This is a genomic window from Streptomyces sp. NBC_00236 (genome assembly GCF_036195045.1).
Classification (GTDB): Bacteria; Actinomycetota; Actinomycetes; order Streptomycetales; family Streptomycetaceae; genus Streptomyces.
In genome coordinates this window covers 7,979,901-7,995,191 of the sequence record NZ_CP108100.1, presented here as the reverse complement: position 1 = coordinate 7,995,191, position 15,291 = coordinate 7,979,901, and the positions used below count along the sequence as shown (strand labels likewise).

General features: G+C 70.5%; 11 protein-coding genes. 4 read left to right on the top strand and 7 right to left on the bottom strand.

Features of this window, described 5'->3' with window-relative positions; translation table 11 throughout:
- The first annotated feature begins 48 nt into the window (after window positions 1-48).
- Window positions 49-864: a helix-turn-helix transcriptional regulator gene (locus OG446_RS35615; RefSeq protein ID WP_328897911.1), complete on the top strand. Its 816-nt coding sequence runs from the start codon at window positions 49-51 to the stop codon at window positions 862-864.
- A 161-nt stretch (window positions 865-1,025) separates the two neighbouring features.
- On the opposite strand, the gene OG446_RS35610 is transcribed toward OG446_RS35615, so the two are convergent.
- The 4 genes from OG446_RS35610 to OG446_RS35595 all read right to left on the bottom strand — a co-directional run bounded on the left by OG446_RS35610 (window position 1,026) and on the right by OG446_RS35595 (window position 4,633).
- Window positions 1,026-1,535 carry a mycothiol transferase gene (locus tag OG446_RS35610; RefSeq protein ID WP_328897910.1) on the bottom strand — a complete coding sequence of 170 codons (510 nt, stop codon included), beginning with the start codon at window positions 1,533-1,535 and terminating at the stop codon, window positions 1,026-1,028.
- A gap of 103 nt (window positions 1,536-1,638) precedes the next feature.
- Window positions 1,639-3,807 (bottom strand): discoidin domain-containing protein, encoded by a 2,169-nt coding sequence (locus OG446_RS35605; RefSeq protein ID WP_328897909.1) that lies wholly within the window; start codon window positions 3,805-3,807, stop codon window positions 1,639-1,641.
- Between the two features lie 178 nt (window positions 3,808-3,985).
- On the bottom strand, window positions 3,986-4,303 hold the full coding sequence (locus OG446_RS35600) for a YkvA family protein (protein WP_328897908.1): 318 nt from the start codon (window positions 4,301-4,303) through the stop codon (window positions 3,986-3,988).
- A 75-nt stretch (window positions 4,304-4,378) separates the two neighbouring features.
- A complete protein-coding gene (locus OG446_RS35595) occupies window positions 4,379-4,633 on the bottom strand; it encodes a WhiB family transcriptional regulator (protein WP_328897907.1) in 255 nt (84 codons plus the stop codon).
- Between the two features lie 213 nt (window positions 4,634-4,846).
- Between OG446_RS35595 and OG446_RS35590 the strand changes: the two genes are divergently transcribed.
- On the top strand, window positions 4,847-6,904 hold the full coding sequence (locus tag OG446_RS35590; RefSeq protein ID WP_328898521.1) for a SpoIIE family protein phosphatase: 2,058 nt from the start codon (window positions 4,847-4,849) through the stop codon (window positions 6,902-6,904).
- Window positions 6,905-6,971: 67 nt separating this feature from the next.
- Here OG446_RS35590 and OG446_RS35585 read toward each other — a convergent pair whose 3' ends face one another.
- Window positions 6,972-7,436, bottom strand: coding sequence for a hypothetical protein (locus tag OG446_RS35585; protein WP_328897906.1), 465 nt, complete (start codon window positions 7,434-7,436; stop codon window positions 6,972-6,974).
- Between the two features lie 246 nt (window positions 7,437-7,682).
- Here OG446_RS35585 and OG446_RS35580 point away from each other — a divergent pair, with 246 nt between their 5' ends.
- Window positions 7,683-8,570, top strand: coding sequence for a carbohydrate kinase family protein (locus tag OG446_RS35580; protein WP_328898520.1), 888 nt, complete (start codon window positions 7,683-7,685; stop codon window positions 8,568-8,570).
- A gap of 91 nt (window positions 8,571-8,661) precedes the next feature.
- Here the strand turns inward: OG446_RS35580 and OG446_RS35575 are convergent, their stop codons facing one another.
- Both OG446_RS35575 and OG446_RS35570 read right to left on the bottom strand, forming a co-directional pair.
- Window positions 8,662-11,655 (bottom strand): carbohydrate binding domain-containing protein, encoded by a 2,994-nt coding sequence (locus OG446_RS35575; RefSeq protein WP_328897905.1) that lies wholly within the window; start codon window positions 11,653-11,655, stop codon window positions 8,662-8,664.
- A gap of 288 nt (window positions 11,656-11,943) precedes the next feature.
- Window positions 11,944-12,543 carry a TetR/AcrR family transcriptional regulator gene (locus tag OG446_RS35570; RefSeq protein ID WP_328897904.1) on the bottom strand — a complete coding sequence of 200 codons (600 nt, stop codon included), beginning with the start codon at window positions 12,541-12,543 and terminating at the stop codon, window positions 11,944-11,946.
- A 152-nt stretch (window positions 12,544-12,695) separates the two neighbouring features.
- Here OG446_RS35570 and OG446_RS35565 point away from each other — a divergent pair, with 152 nt between their 5' ends.
- Window positions 12,696-14,987 (top strand): glycoside hydrolase family 3 N-terminal domain-containing protein, encoded by a 2,292-nt coding sequence (locus OG446_RS35565; RefSeq protein ID WP_328897903.1) that lies wholly within the window; start codon window positions 12,696-12,698, stop codon window positions 14,985-14,987.
- The last annotated feature ends 304 nt before the right edge of the window (window positions 14,988-15,291 follow it).

The following is a 15,291-nucleotide window of genomic DNA, read 5'->3' as shown; positions in this document are numbered from 1 at the left end:
GGGGAGCGAACGGCCGGGGAGCAGCGGGCCCGGGCGTACGATCGGCTCATGGCTGCACGTCCGGACATCACCGCGTGGCGTCCGTCGGTGGCGGGAATCGAAGAGGTCTTCCACGCCCACTTCACCGACCACACCTACCCGATGCACACCCATGCCGCCTGGACCCTGCTCATCGTGGACGAGGGCATGGTCCGCTACGACCTGGACCGCCACGAGCACGGGGTGCTCACCGACGTGGTGACCCTGCTGCCCCCGCACGTCCCGCACAACGGCGGCGCCGCCACCGCCGCGGGGTTCCGCAAGCGCGTCCTCTACCTCGATGTCGCCCAGGTCGACGAGGGGCTCGTCGGCATGGCCGTCGACCGGCCCGTCCTGCGCGATCCGGCCCTGCGCCGCAGGATCGGCCGCCTGCACACGACGCTCGCCGGCCCGGGCGACGAACTGGAGGCGGCAAGCCGTCTCGCGCTGGTCGCCGAACGGCTCGACCGGCATCTGCGCAGCCGTCCGGAGCCCGCACGGTACGTGCACGACCGCAGGGTCGCCCACCGGCTGCGGGATCTGCTCGATGAACGGTTCGTGGAGGGGATCACGCTCCAGGACGCGGCGCTGCGGCTGCACGCCCATCACGCGCACCTGGTGCGGGCCTTCAGCCGGGAGTTCGGCATGGCACCGCACCAGTACGTGACGGGTCGCCGGGTCGATCTCGCACGCCGGCTGCTCCTGCGGGGGATGCCCGCCTCGGAGGTGGCGGGCGCCGTGGGGTTCTACGACCAGTCCCATCTGACACGCCACTTCAAGCGGGTCGTGGGCACCGGCCCGGGACATTACGCCCGCACCCGCGGCGCGTCCGCCCTGTCGGCCTGACTCCCCTGCCGTCCCGCCGCCTCCGGCCGGCCCGGGTCGGCACCCAGCCGTGGCCCGAATTCTCCGAGGCGCCGGACGAGGTGATCGCCGGGGCCGGGGCCGGGTCCCCCTCCAGGGCATCGGGCCTGCGCCGCGAGCCGGCCCTGGCCGAACGGGAGCCCTCAGCGGCGCTCCAGGCAGCCGCGCACGAAAGCCGCCTGTCCCGCGTGCTGGAGGTCGTCCGCCAGGACGCTGATCAACCGGACCCCCAGGGTGACGGGCGGCGACCACGCCTCGTCGACGACGCGGTCGAGCGCCTTGCCGTCGAGGCCGCCGATGAACTCGGCAGAACGTGCGTGCACGGCGTCGTAGTACCCCAGCAGCAGGTCCGCCGAGCCGACCTTGACCGCGCCGACCTCCTTGCTGCTGTGCCCGTAGCCGGTGGCGCCCTTGGCGAAGGGCAGGTCGAAGCGTGCGGCCCAGCCCTCGGTGAACCAGACCTGCTCGGTGCCCGCCGCGTCGGCGAGGTGATCGTCCTGGACGCGGGTCAGGTGCCAGACCAGCCAGGCGATCGAGTTGGCCCCGTCGTCCGGGCGGGCGTTGAGGGTGTCGGGTTCGAGACCCTCGACGGCCGCGTGCACGGTCTCTTGGATGCGGGTGTATCCCTCGGTCAGGATGTCTGCGACGTTCATACCCTCACCTTGTGCGCTTCCCCGCCCGCGGCCCGCCATCGACACGCCCCGTGACGGCGTGCGCCGGTGAGGGAAGCCCTCCCCACCGGCGCACGCCCGGCTGTCAGCCGTAGATACCGAACTCCCAGAGCGAGTAGCCCCAACCGGTGCCCCGCTGTGTGAGGTTGAGCTTCACATAACGGGCGGTCTGCGCGAGGTCGAGGTCGTCGGCGTCGCCGTTGCCACTGGTGGTGGAGTACACGGACCGCCAGTTGGTGCCGTCGTCCGAGACCAGTACCTCGTACGCCTTGGCGTAGGCCGGGTCCCACACCAGCTGGATGTGGCGCAACGACGTGCGCTCGCCCAGGTCGACCTGGATCGACTGGGGGTCGCTCCAGTCGCTGGCCCAGCGGGTGTCCATCCTGCCGTCGGTCGCCATCGCGGCGGTACAGGGGCAGCCGGTGCTGCCGGCCTGTGCGGACGTGGCGGTGGCCGGCCGCCCGAGGGCCAGGTTGGTGCCGGCGACCGGGGGCACCACGACCTTCACGGACTTGGTCTCGATGCCCGCGTTGCCGTGTCCGTCCTCGGCCTGGATGTAGACCTTCCACACCCCGAGCCGGTCCGGCGCCCTCACCGCGAAGGTGCCGTTGCCCGTGGCGCGCCAGGCGGCCTCGACCAGGGCCTTGTCACCGGTGGCGTAGTTCCCGCTCAGGAAGATCCGGTACGTCAACGGGTCGTTGTCCGGGTCCCGGATGGCGGCCCCGACGGTGAACTCCGCCCCGGCCGGGGCTCCGCCGGCGTTCTGGACCGTCATGCCGCTGATGACGGGCGGGGTGTTGTCCCCGGCCGTGGATCCGGCGTACGCCTTCTTCAGCGCGTAGTACGACAGCCGCTTCTTGCCGTCGGGCACCACGTTGAACCAGATGCCCCCGAAGTCGTGCTCCGTTCCGTAGTGGAAGAGGGTCGCGCCCAGGGCGACCCCCTGGTGGGCGGTGATGCAGTTCCAGGCCTTGGTGTAGCCCTCGGCCTTCTGGACGTCGGTGGGCTCGTCCGGGACACCGTTGGCGTCGTCCGGCACCTCCCACTCACCGGCCGGACCGCCCTCGGTGATGATGTAGGGCTTGGTGTAGCCGCCGGACTCCCAGGCGCCCCGCACACCGCAGATGTCGCCGTAGGAGTTGACCGAGTACAGGTCGAGGTCGGGGGCGTTGCGCTTGTAGTAGGGCCAGGCTCCGGTCCAGGCGTCGGTCGAGGTGACCGGGTGGTTCGGGTCGATGGTGTGGATCTTCTTCGCCACGTCGTTGACGAAGGTGGTGTAGGCGTTGCGCTGCCTCTCCAGTTCGTCACCGCTGTAGCAGTTCTGGAGCCCGAGCACCGACTCGTTGCCGACGTTCCACATGAGGACGCCCGGGTGGTTCCTGTACGTGTCGACCCACTTGGCGAACTCGGTGAGCGAGGCGGTCTTGTACGCGTCGTCGGTCAGGTAGTTGACACAGCCGCCGCTGCCCGGGCCGCCGCCCGGCTGGAGCCAGAAGCCGCTGACGACCCGGATGCCGTTGGCCGCGGCCTCGTCGAGCAGTGGCTTGGACGAGGCGTCGGTCCCCCAGGTGCGGATGGTGTTGACGCCCATCGACCTGAGGTCGGGGAGGTAGCGGCCCGCGTCGGCCACGGAGGGGCCCCAGGTCAGGCCCTTGACCTGGTAGGGCTTCCCGTCGACGGTCAGCTGCCAGTTGCCCTGCGAGCCGGTGACGCGGACGGCGCCGCCGGTGGCGGGCGGCGGGCCGGTGGTGCCGTACACCTGGAACTCCCACAGGGAGTAGCCGTACCCCCCGGCCCGGGCGGTGCCGTACATGCGGACGTACCGGCCGGAGCCGGACAGGGCGAGATCATCCGTTCCGCCGTCGCCCGCGGTCACGGTCTTGAGGGTGCGCCAGTCCGATCCGTTGTCGGAGGCCTGGATCTCGTACGCCTTGCCGTAGGCGGACTCCCAGGTCAGTACGGCCCTGCTGAGGTCGGCGGTGGCCCCCAGGTCGACCTGGATCCACTGGGGATCGCGCCATTCGCTGGCCCAGCGGGTGCCGGTCAGGTTTCCGTCCACCGCCGCGGAGGCCGCGTAGCCGTCCCCCTCGTGGGACGAGGCGGTGGCGTTCTTCCCCTGCGAGAGAAGCGACTCGGCGGCACGGGCAGGGGGCGCTGTCAGCATCACGAGCGACGACGCGAGAAGCGCGAGAAGAGTGATCAGCAGCGTGCCCGGACGCGGTCTCGCGGGCAGGGCTGCGCTAGGTCTGTGCACATTCTCTCCTGGCAGAAGAGTGAGGGACCGGTGTCCCGGAACCGGATGGGAGAGCGCTCTCCCAGGAGAGTGACGTGTACGTGCTCAGCTGTCAACGAGCGTGACGGATCCGGTTCCCCGCACATGGGCGACGCCCGGAATCCGGACGTCGATCCCTCCGCAGGCGGTACGAGGGGCCCTACGGCACGAGGCTCCGGGACTCCACCGGCCGCTCCCCGTGCCTGCCCACTCCCGCGGCCCGCGCGGCACCGTGCAGCGAACGCAGGGCCAGCAGCAGGAAGCCGATGTCATCGAGGTAGACGGGGTCCGGCAGCAGGTCGACGGGCGAGACCGTGTAGATCACCGCCGCCCAGAGCAGCGCCTTGTCGCGCAGCGGAACCCCGGCGTCGGCCAGCAGCTTCCTGGCGCGCAGGACCCGTACCAGGAGAACGCCGGCGACGCCCACCGTGAGCAGCACGAAGACTGCGCCGATGACGATCCATGCCGTGGTGTCCATGCCTCATCGTGTACCCGCCTGCCGGAGAAACACCAGGCGGGCACGGCGGCCATCGGTGTGACGATGCCCTCGCCGCTACCGGGGGTCCTTGGCCCGCCTGCGCGAACGGCGCTTCAGCGTGCGTCGCTCCGACTCGTCCAGACCACCCCACACACCGGCGTCCTGGCCGTTGTCCAGAGCCCACCGCAGGCACTCCTGCCGTACGGGACAGCTCCGGCACACCGCTTTGGCGTCCTCGGTCTGCACCAGCGCGGGGCCGGTGCTCCCGATGGGGAAGAACAGGTCGGGGTCCTCCTCGCGGCAGGCCGCGAGCATGCGCCAGTTCTCCATGGGTTCTCACTCTCCTGACGGTCGTCTTCGTGTGTTCGGCTCCGTACGCTGCGGGTGACCGCCCTCGGGCTTCCGAAACCTCCCTGCGGCACACGGTGCGCAGCCGTCGAAGCTGCGGGGGTGGTGGCTCCGGGGCGACCATGGGAGACAGCGGACCTGCGTCCGGGCGCGAGGACTGCATGGAAAGGATCGTCTGTGGGCGGCACTGATGACATGCGGACCGGCTGGGGCGATGCGCGCAGGGAAGGCGTGCACCGCTCCCCGGAGGGGGGCCTGCTCGACGTCCTTGGTGTGGGCGCGATGGTGCTGGACACCAAGGGACGCATCGTGCTGTGGAGCCCTCAGGCGGAGGCGCTGCTCGGCTACGCGCCCGCCGAGGCGCTGGGCCGGTTCGCCGCACGGGTGCTCGTGGACGAGGAGCACTTCGAGCTGGTGCTGAGGCTCTTCACCGAGGTGATGAGCAGCGGCGAGGTGTGGGCGGGTGTCTTCCCCGTGCGGCACAAGGACGGCACCACCCGGCTGCTCGAGTTCCGCAACATGCGGCTGCAGGACGACCGGGGCGACTTCTACGCGCTGGGACTGGCGGCGGACGGGGCGACGCTGCGCGCGGTCGAACAGGATCTCGCGCTGTCCGTGCGCCTGGTCGACCAGTCGCCGATCGGCCTGGCCGTCCTGGACCACGATCTGCGCTATCTGGCCGCCAATCCCGCGCTGGAGCGGATGGACGGGCTCAGCGCCGACGGCCACCTGGGCCGCCGGGTGGGAGAGGCGCTGCCGTTCCTGGACTCCGACGCCATCGGGGCGGCGATGCGCGAGGTCCTCAGCAGCGGTGTGCCGCAGGTGTCCCACGAGGTGGTGGGACGCACGCCCGCCGATCCGGACACCGACCGTGCCTGGCGGATGTCGCTGTACCGCCTGGACGACTCCGGGGGCCGGGTGCTCGGGATCGCCGTGTCGCTGATCGACGTGACCGACCGCTACCGGGCGGGTGCCGAGGTGGAGCGCGCCCGGAACCGCCTGGCACTGATCGCCGACGCCTCGGTACGGATCGGCACCACGCTGGATCTGGAGCAGACGGCCCAGGAGCTGGCGGAGGTCACCGTGCCCCAGCTCGCCGACGTCGCCGCGGTCGATGTCCTGGACAGCGTCCTGAAGGGGCACCCCGGCCTGACCGAGGGGCCGATCCTCATCCAGGCCCTGGCCATCGTCGCGGCGCGGCCGAACCCCGTGGTGGAGGCGGCGGATCCGCCGGGACACGCGGCCCAGTACGGTGCCGACCGGCTGATCACCCGCTGTGTGCGGACCGGCCGGCCGGTCCGGGAGCCGTACCTCGACGCGGGGATACTGGCGCGCATAGCCAGGGACAGCCGGTCGGCCGAGCTCCTCGCGCAGGCGGGCGCGCACTCCTACATGGCGGTGCCACTGATCGCACGGGGCGAGGTCCTCGGCGCGATCGACCTCATCCGTACGGACAATCCGCTGCCGTTCACCGAGGACGACGAGCTGATGGCGTGCGAGCTGGCCGCCCGCGCGGCGGTCAGCATCGACAACGCCCGGCTCTACCGGCAGCAGCGGGAGACCGCGCTCACCCTGCAGCGCAGCATGCTGCCGCGCAACCACCACGATCCGGTGGGTCTGGAGGTGGCGTCCCGCTACCAGCCGGCCGCTTCGCGGTACGAGGTCGGCGGGGACTGGTTCGACGTCATCGGGCTGCGGCACCGGCGGACCGCGCTCGTGGTGGGCGATGTGATGGGCAGCGGGATCAACGCCGCCACCACGATGGGGCGGCTGCGTACCGCCACGCAGACCCTGTCCAGGCTCGGTCTCCAGCCCGCGGAGGTACTGGGCCACCTCGACGAGATCACCGCCGACCTGGACCCGCCCTTCGCCACCTGCGTGTACGCCGTGTACGACCCGGACGCCGGGCGGTGCCGGGTGAGTACGGCCGGTCATCTCCCGCCGGTGCTGGTCCCGAGGGACGGTGCGCCGCGTCTGCTCGATCTGCCGCCCGGGGCACCGCTGGGCGTGGGTGGTGTGCCGTTCAGCGACGTCACCGTCCCGCTCGGGCCCGGCGACCTGCTCGTGCTCTACACGGACGGGCTGGTGGAGACCCGGGAGGTCGACATCGACAGCCGGCTGGACAGCCTGCTGGGGCTGTTGCGGCATCCGGATCCGTCGCTGGAGGATTCCTGCGACCGGCTGCTGCGCGAGCTGCGGGCTCCCCAGGACCACGACGACGTGGCCCTGCTGATGGCCCGGGTGCGCGGCTGACGCCGGGGTGGTGGCACGGAGAGCGTGCCCCCACCCCGGCGCGGACGGATCGGGTGGTGCCGGTGGATCAGCGTGCGCACCCGCGGTGCCGGCGGCAGCGGTGTGCCGCCGCGCCGGCCCGGCGTGTGCCCGCGCCGAGGAAGCCCAGCCCGATGCCGAACATCCAGGCGTCCTTGGCCAGCGCGACGCCGTCCTGGGTCGGGCTCAGACTGCCGGGTTCCCGCATTCCCGGCACCCGCAGGTACAGGCCGACCAGTCCTCCGGAGAATCCGGTGAGGGCCAGCCCGGCAAGCCTGGTCGGGACGAAGGGAACCAGCAGGCTGCCGCCCACCGCGATCTCGGACCACGCCAGCAACCGGGTGAACCGGCCGGGCCCGATCTTCTTCAGGAACGGGTAGGCGGTGCAGGCCATTCCGTGCAGTCCCTGCTGGGTCGCCTCGTCCGCCTTGAGCTTGCCCAGACCGGAATTGAGGATGAACGCGCCGGTGGCGATGCGCGGCGGGTAGTCGCGCGGTTCGGGCAGCGGCAGCATGGATGCCTCCATGTGAGTCAGGTCGTCGGCCCCCGGTCGAGCATAGTCAGGGGGTCTCCGCGACGCGCGGTGAGTGGTCGTCCGTGCTCGCGGTGGCACAAGGGACGACTGGACCCTGGCCGGAACGCATCGCCCGGCATCCGGGCCCGGAGCGGGCCGGACATCCGTACGGGGCCTCGGCCATAATGATCACGGCGGGAACCGAGAGGCGGAACAGTGGTCCAACAACTAACGGAATACGACGTCTTGGTGGTCGGCGGCAGCGGAGTGGACACGATCGTCCGCGTCGACGCCCTGCCCGTCCCGCTCGCCGACTCGGTCATGGTCGGCCCGATCGAGGAGTGGCCCGGTCACACCGGGGGCAACGTGGCTCTCGGCGCCCGAGCGCTGGGGCTGGAGGTCGCGCTGCTCGACTGCATCGGCGACGACTGGACCGGTGCGCAGGTGCGCGAGCGGCTGGCCAAGGGCGATGTGGAGTTCCACCCGGTGGTCTCGGCGGCGGGTACCCGCCGTGCGGTGAACCTGGTGGATTCGACCGGCCGGCGGATGTCGTTCTACGACGCCCGCGATCCCGAGGACCTGAGGATGCCGCAGGACTTCTATCTTCCCCGGCTGCGGCGCGCCCGCCATGTCCATCTGTCCATCATGAACTTCACCCGCTTCCTGTACGACGACATCGAGGCCCTCGGTGTCCCGGTCTCCACCGATCTGCACGACTGGGACGGGCTGGCCGACCATCAGCGGGAGTTCGCCCTCCGGTCCGATCTCGTGTTCTTCAGCGCGGCGGTGACGGGTGACCGAACGCCTGCGCTGATGCGGGAGATCCTGCGTGAGGGCCGCGCCGGCACGGTGGTGGCCACGGCGGGTGCGGAGGGCTCCTACGTCCTCACCCGCGACGGCGCTCCGGATCCGCTCCACGTCCCGGCGACCTCGCCTCCCGCACCGGTGGTGGACAGCAACGGTGCGGGCGACGCGTTCGTCACCGGGTTCCTGTACGGACGGCTCGAAGGCCGGGACGCCCTCGGGTCCGCCCGGCTGGGCGCGGTGGCGGGCGCCTTCGCCTGTACGGCACCCGGCTCCACGGCCATGATCGGCCGGGAGGCCCTGCTGGCCTCGGACGGCGGCGCTCCGTAGGCCGCCGCCGCACGCGGATGCGCCCCGACGGGCCGGCATGGCCGGCCCGTCGGGGCGCTCGCGTTGCGGTCGGGTGACCGCTGCTGCCCGCCTACTTCAGGTAGGGGCCCGCGGTGCCGATCATGCCCGGGCCGTTCAGCACGTAGACGCGCATGTTGCCCTTGCCGGGGGCGGCGACGGTGAGCTTCCCGTCGGTGACGACCCGCGTGTCGCCGGTGACGGCGTCCTTGTACGTGCCGTTGGGGATACCGGTGTACGAGGCTCCGCCGGTGACGGTGACGAGCGCGAAGCTGTCCGTCGCGCCGCTGGTGTAGCGCCGCTTGTACGCCATCTGGCCGGTGATGCCCTCGGTGGAGTACTGGCCCATCTGCAGGGCGGGCACGGCCCGGCGGATCTCGTTGAGCCGCTGGACGTGCTTGACCAGGGGCTTGGCCAGCGTGTTGGCGACCTCACCGGTGGCGGAGTCGACCTTGGAGAACTCCGAGGCCGTGACGCTCCCCGCGAGGTGGTCGCCGTAGTAGGCCCGTCCGGTCGTGGCCAGCGGGCAGGTGGGGCCGCAGTCGATCTTCTTGCCGGCCTGGAACTCGATCTCCGATCCGTAGTAGAGGGTGGGGATGCCGCGGAAGGTCCACATCAGGGCCATGTTCTCGGCCCAGGCGTCGGTGCCGCCCGTGTAGCGCTCACTGCTCTTGTTGGGGCCGTAGTCGTGGCTGTCGACGTAGACGACGTTGTAGGTGGCGTCGTTGGTCGAGTCGTCGGAGTCCTTGCCGTTGTTGTACGCGTTCGTGGCGTCCCCGAAGTTCATGTGCATGCGCATGTCGATGATGTTCATGCCGGAGAACTTGCTGTGGTCCGGTACGTGGTACGTGTTGCCGTTCAGGAACGCGTTGTCCGAGGTCGGCTGTGCCCCGGTGCCGAGCTGCTGCTCGTAGTCGTACATCTCCAGCGCGGCCTTGGCGTCGTCGGCGGCGTACTCCTTGCGTTCCTTCCAGGTGAAGAACTGCGCGGAGTGGTTGACCGAGCCACGGTTCCACTTGTCGTTGACGAACGCGCCGACCTCACCGAAGACCAGGAAGTTCTTCGCGGCCTCCGCGCCGAACTGCTGGGTGACGCGCTCCTGGATCGCGGGCAGGAAGCGGCGGTTCCAGGTGGTGCGCGGGATGTGGACGGCGGTGTCGATGCGGAATCCGTCGACGCCCATGTCGATGTACTTGTTGTACGCGCCGATGAGGTAGTTCTGGACCGGTGCGGACTCGGTGTTGAAGTCGGCGAGGTCGTCGTGCAGCCAGCACGAGCGGGAGTCCTCGCCCTCCCAGTTCCCCAGCCAGCAGTTGTGGTAGTACTCCTTCGGGAACATGCCCGATGTGGGGTTGGGCCACTGGCAGTTGTAGATCCTGTAGCCCTCGGGTGAGGTGGCCCCGGTCGCCTTGCCCCAGTTGAGACAGGTGTTGCCCGCGGGCTCGGCCGTGGACCACAGGTCGCCGTTGTAGTACGACTTGCCGCTCTTGGGGTCGACGGTCAGTCCGTCGTACTCGAAGCCCTCGCTCTTCTCGTCGTAGTACCAGCTCCACTGGCTGTCCCTGACGCCGTAGACGGTCGGGGTGAACAGGCCCTTGGCACCCCAGCGCGAGGAGTGGTTGTAGACGACGTCCTGGTAGATCTTCACGCCCTTGGCGTGGGCCGCGTTGATCAGGTCCTGGTACGAGGCTCCGGCGGACTCCAGGCGCGGGTCGACCTTGTAGAAGTCGTAGCCGTGATAGCCGTGGTAGTCGTAGTCGGACCGGTTCAGGACGACCGGGGTGATCCAGATGGCCGAGAAGCCGAGCCCCTTGATGTAGTCGAGCTTGTTGACCAGACCCTTGAAGTCACCCCGGAACATGGGGTCGTTGTTGGCGGCGTTGCCGGACTTCACGTCCTGGTTGCCACCCCGGTTGTTGCCCGCGTCCCCGTCGTTGAAGCGTGCGGTCAGCACGAAGTAGATCGGGTCCTTGCGCGGGTCGGTGCCCAGTGGCCTGCCCTGGGCGGCCGTCGGCGGCTTGACCCCGGTGGTCGCCTTCGCGTCCGCGGAGGCGGCAGACGTGTTGCCCGCCGCGTCGACCGCCTTGACCGTGTAGGTGTAGGCGGTCTTCTCCTCCAGGTTCGACTCGGAGAGCACCGTCGAGCTCACATCGGTGACGACACTGCCCTTGGTCCCTCCGGTCCGGGTGACCTGGTACTTGGTCACCTTCTTGTTGTCGGAGGAGGGTTCCCAGGTGAGGATGACGGCCACCCCGTCGGCCTTGGCCGTCACCTCGGTGGGCACGGTCGGCGCCTGGGTGTCCGGCGGCTCGGCGACGCACGGGTCCTTGGCGTCCTTGGCCACCGCGCGGTCCTTCACGGTGCTGACGCCGGCGGGGATCGTGTAGTTGCCGCCGTTGTTGTTGTCCCAGACCCCGTTGCCGTTGTTGAACACGGCCTGCATCGAGGTGGCGGCGCCGAGGTCGACCGTCTTCTTCACCCAGCCGGTGCAGGCGGGCTCCATACCGACGCCCGGCACCGTGGTCCAGGAGCCGCCCGCGGGCTGGTAGTGCAGATTGGTGGTGGTCCAGCCGACGGTGGCCGTCGAGTAGTACACCGAGGCCGTGTTGGCGCCGTCGCCGGTGGGGCTCGGGTCCGGGCCGGTCCCGGCGCACGGGTCGCTGTGCGCCACGACCCCGTCCTTGACGGTGACGTTCCCGCTGCCCAGGTCGTAGTTCTTGCCGGCGTTGTTGTCCCAGACACCCGAGCCGTTGTTGAAGGTCGCCTTCAGCCCCGCCGCGGTGCCGAGCGAGACGGTCTTCTTGACCCAGTCGGTGCACGCGGCCTCCATCGCCACACCGGGCACGGAGGTCCAGGAACCGCCGTCCGGCGCGTAATGCAGGTTGTACGCAGTCCAGTTCTTCGTCTTGGTGTAGTAGAAGACGGTCGTGGAGGTCTCGGCAGCGGCGACGGGAGCCGCGTCGAGGTCAGGGGTCCCGGGCAGTGCGGTGAACAGGCCGAGCACTGCGGCCGCGGCCGTGGCTGCCGCCAGGGGGCGTCTCGGCAGCCGGTGAGGGGTGCGTTTCATCGGTGTCTCCAGGGAAGGGCCACGGCGACGGCGAAGCCGTGGCGTCCAGGACGCAGGAGTCGGGGACCTGCGCCGTCCCGCCGGAAACCCTGACGCGCCTCAAGGTCCGAGCGATGGGGGCGGTCCGACTGAAATGCCAGTCGGAATATTGCTGCAATCTCTTGCAGCTCGGAAGTTACCGGCACATGACAAGGCCGTAAAGAGGTCCGGCGCCACCTGCCTCGCTCTCCCCATACGGACGGAAGAACTCCGGATATCCGAGCCCTCCGGACCCGCCCCCGGCGCGACTCAGAGTGGCACGGTCAACTGCGCCTGCACGTGGGCACGCATCACACCGGCCATGTCCGTCGCGCAGCCACTGAGGAGCCACTGCGTCTGAAGCCCGTCCATCAGCGCGATCAACTGCTGCGCCGCCTCGCCGGGATCGATCCCCTCCCTCAGGGCCCCCTCGTCGCGGGCTTCCCCGTACGAGACCGCAGTGGTCAGCACCAGGTTGCGGTACCGCTCGACGAAATAGGCGTGAGCCGGGTGCTCGGCAGAGGTCGCCTCGGCGGCGAGTACGGAGAACAGCTCGACGATTCCCCGCCGTTCGGCGTTCAGCACGGCAAGGTCGACGAACCGGCGCAGGCAGTCCACGCCCCTGGGCTCGCCGACGGAGAACCACTCCCCGTCCACCGCGTCGCGGTGCTCGAGAACCGCGAGAAGCAGCGACCCCTTCGTGGGGAAATGGTGCAGCAGGCCCGGGTGCGAAATGCCGCAGCGGGTCGCGATCACGCGCAGCGAGGCACCCCGGTAGCCGACCTCGCCGAACATGGCCATCGCCTGGTCGAGGATCTCCACGCGCTTGGCACGGCCCTTCGCATATCCGCGACGCGTCTCACCCGTCACTCGCCACTCTCCCGGTCATGTCGGACGGCAGTCCTGCGTACCGTCGCACACTCACATACTTACCACTCGGTCGGGATTCAGCGTACGGTGGCTCCCAGCGGCTGAGTCGTGCTGTGCCGCACCATCCCGCCGACGCTGTGAAAGGAACTCCCGTGGGCTCCTCCCTGCCTTACCTCGACCCCACTCTGTCCGTCCCGGAGCGCGTTGCCGACCTGGTCGGCCGGATGACGCTGCCGGAGAAGGCCGGCCAGATGCTTCAACTGAACGCGAAGGACGGGGTGCGGCACCTCATCGAGGACATGCACGCGGGATCGATCCTCCACGCCTCCCCCGACCGGGTGCTGGAGGCGGCCGCGCTCACCGAGCGGACCCGGCTGCGGATCCCCCTGCTCGTCGCGGAGGACTGCATCCACGGTCACTCGTTCTGGGAGGGTGCGACGATCTACCCCACCCAGCTCGGCATGGCGGCGACCTGGGACCCGGAGCTGGTGGAGCGGATCGCCCGGGCGACGGCCGTCGAGGTGGCCGCTACGGGCGTGCACTGGACGTTCTCCCCGGTCCTGTGCATCACCCGCGACCTGCGCTGGGGCCGGGTCAGCGAGACGTTCGGCGAGGACCCCTTCCTCATCGGTGAGCTGGCCTCGGCGATGGTGCGCGGCTACCAGGGCGACGGTCTTGACGACCCGACGGCGGTCCTGGCGTGCGCGAAGCACTTCGCGGGCTACTCCGAGACCCAGGGCGGCCGGGACGCGAGCGAGGCCGACATCTCCCGGCGCAAGTTGCGCTCATGGTTCCTGCCGCCGTTCGAGCGGGTCGCCCGCGAGGGCTGCCGGACGTTCATGCTCGGCTACCAGTCCATGGACGGGGTGCCGGTCACGGTCAACAACTGGCTGCTGAACGAGGTGCTGCGCGGCGAGTGGGGCTACACGGGCACGCTGGTGACCGACTGGGACAACGTCGGCCGCATGGTGTGGGAGCAGCATGTGTACGCCGACCACACACAGGCGGCCGCCGCCGCGGTCCGCGCGGGCAACGACATGGTCATGACGACGCCGGCCTTCTTCGAGGGGGCCCAGGAGGCGGTCGCCACCGGCATGCTCGACGAGGCGGAGATCGACGCGGCGGTCCGGCGCGTGCTCACGCTCAAGTTCGAGCTCGGCCTCTTCGAGAATCCGCGCCACCCCGACCCCGAGCGCCAGGCCGCGGTGATCGGCAGCGCGGACCACGCCGGGCTCAACCTCGAAGCGGCGCGGCGCTCGCTGGTGCTGCTGGCCAACGACGGCACGCTGCCGCTGGCCGGCGGCTTCGGGGCCGGTCCCGACGGCCGCGCGGTCGCGGGTGCCGGATCGGCGCCGCGCACCGTCGCCGTGATCGGGCCCAACGCCGATGACGCGCAGACCCAGCTCGGCGACTGGGCGGGCTCCTCGGGCCAGGCGGACTGGCTGCCGGACGGGCATCCGCGGGCCATGATCCGTACCGTGCTCGACGGGTTCCGCGAGCATGTGCCGGACGGCTGGACCGTGACGCACGCCCGGGGCGCCGACATCCTGACCGTGGGCCCGGACCCCGAGGGCGCGTTCTTCCCCGACGGGCAGCCGCGGCCGGAGATCGTCGTCCCGGCGGAGCCGTCCGCGGCCATGATCGCCGAGGCGGTGGCCGCCGCGGAGGCGGCCGACCACGTGGTCGCGGTCGTGGGTGACCGCATCGAGCTGGTCGGTGAGGGCCGCTCCACGGCGACCCTGGAGCTGATCGGCGGCCAGATCGCGCTGCTCGACGCACTCGTCGCCACGGGCAAGCCGGTCGTCGTGGTCGTCATCAGCTCCAAGCCGCTCGTCCTGCCGCCGTCCGCCCACCGCGCGGCGGCGATCGTGCACGCCTTCAACCCGGGCATGCTCGGTGGCCGGGCCGTCGCCGAACTCGCGCTCGGCCTGATCGAGCCGTCCGGGCGGCTGCCCCTGTCCTTCGCTCGTCATGCGGGGCAGCAGCCGACGTACTACAACCAGGTCCGCGGCCAGCACGGCACCCGCTACGCCGACCTGACGCAGCGTCCGGCGTTCGTGTTCGGCGAGGGCCTCAGCTACACGACAGTCACGTACACCGACCTGGAGGTGAGCACCGACGTCCTCGGCACGGGTGACACCCTGCGGGCGCGGGTCACCGTCCGCAACACGGGTGAACGCCCCGTGCTGGAGACCGTGCAGGCGTACGTCAGCGACACCGTGACCTCCGTGACCTGGGCGGAGAAGGAGCTCAAGGCCTACCGTCAGGTTCGGCTGGCCCCCGGCGAGTCGCGCGAGGTCGTCATCGAGCTCCCGGTCGCCGAGTGCAGCCTGGTGGACGCCGAGGGCCGGCGGATCGTCGAGCCGGGTGCGTTCGAACTCCTCGTCGGTCCGTCGTCGCGCGACTCCGTACTGCTGCGGGCGGGGTTCACGGTCAAGGGCTAGGGCGTGTTTCGGAAGTAGCGCCGTCCGCCCGGAGGGCGGGCTCGGCGGCGTCTGGTGCGTGCGATCGCAAGGCGGAGGGTCGCCCCGATACTGGTTGTATCGGGGTGATCCCGACAACGCGGCGAGCGTGCGTGCCAGACGCCGCCGAGCAGGCGGGACTTCCGAAACACGCCCTAGGGGCCCTTCGTCCGGATCATGCCCGGGTAGCCCAACCGGGGCCCTGCAGCGGTCCGGCGGCATGTCGCGGGGGCGCCCCGCGGCATGCCGCCTACTGTCACCGGCACGGAACCTGAGAGCGGGTGAC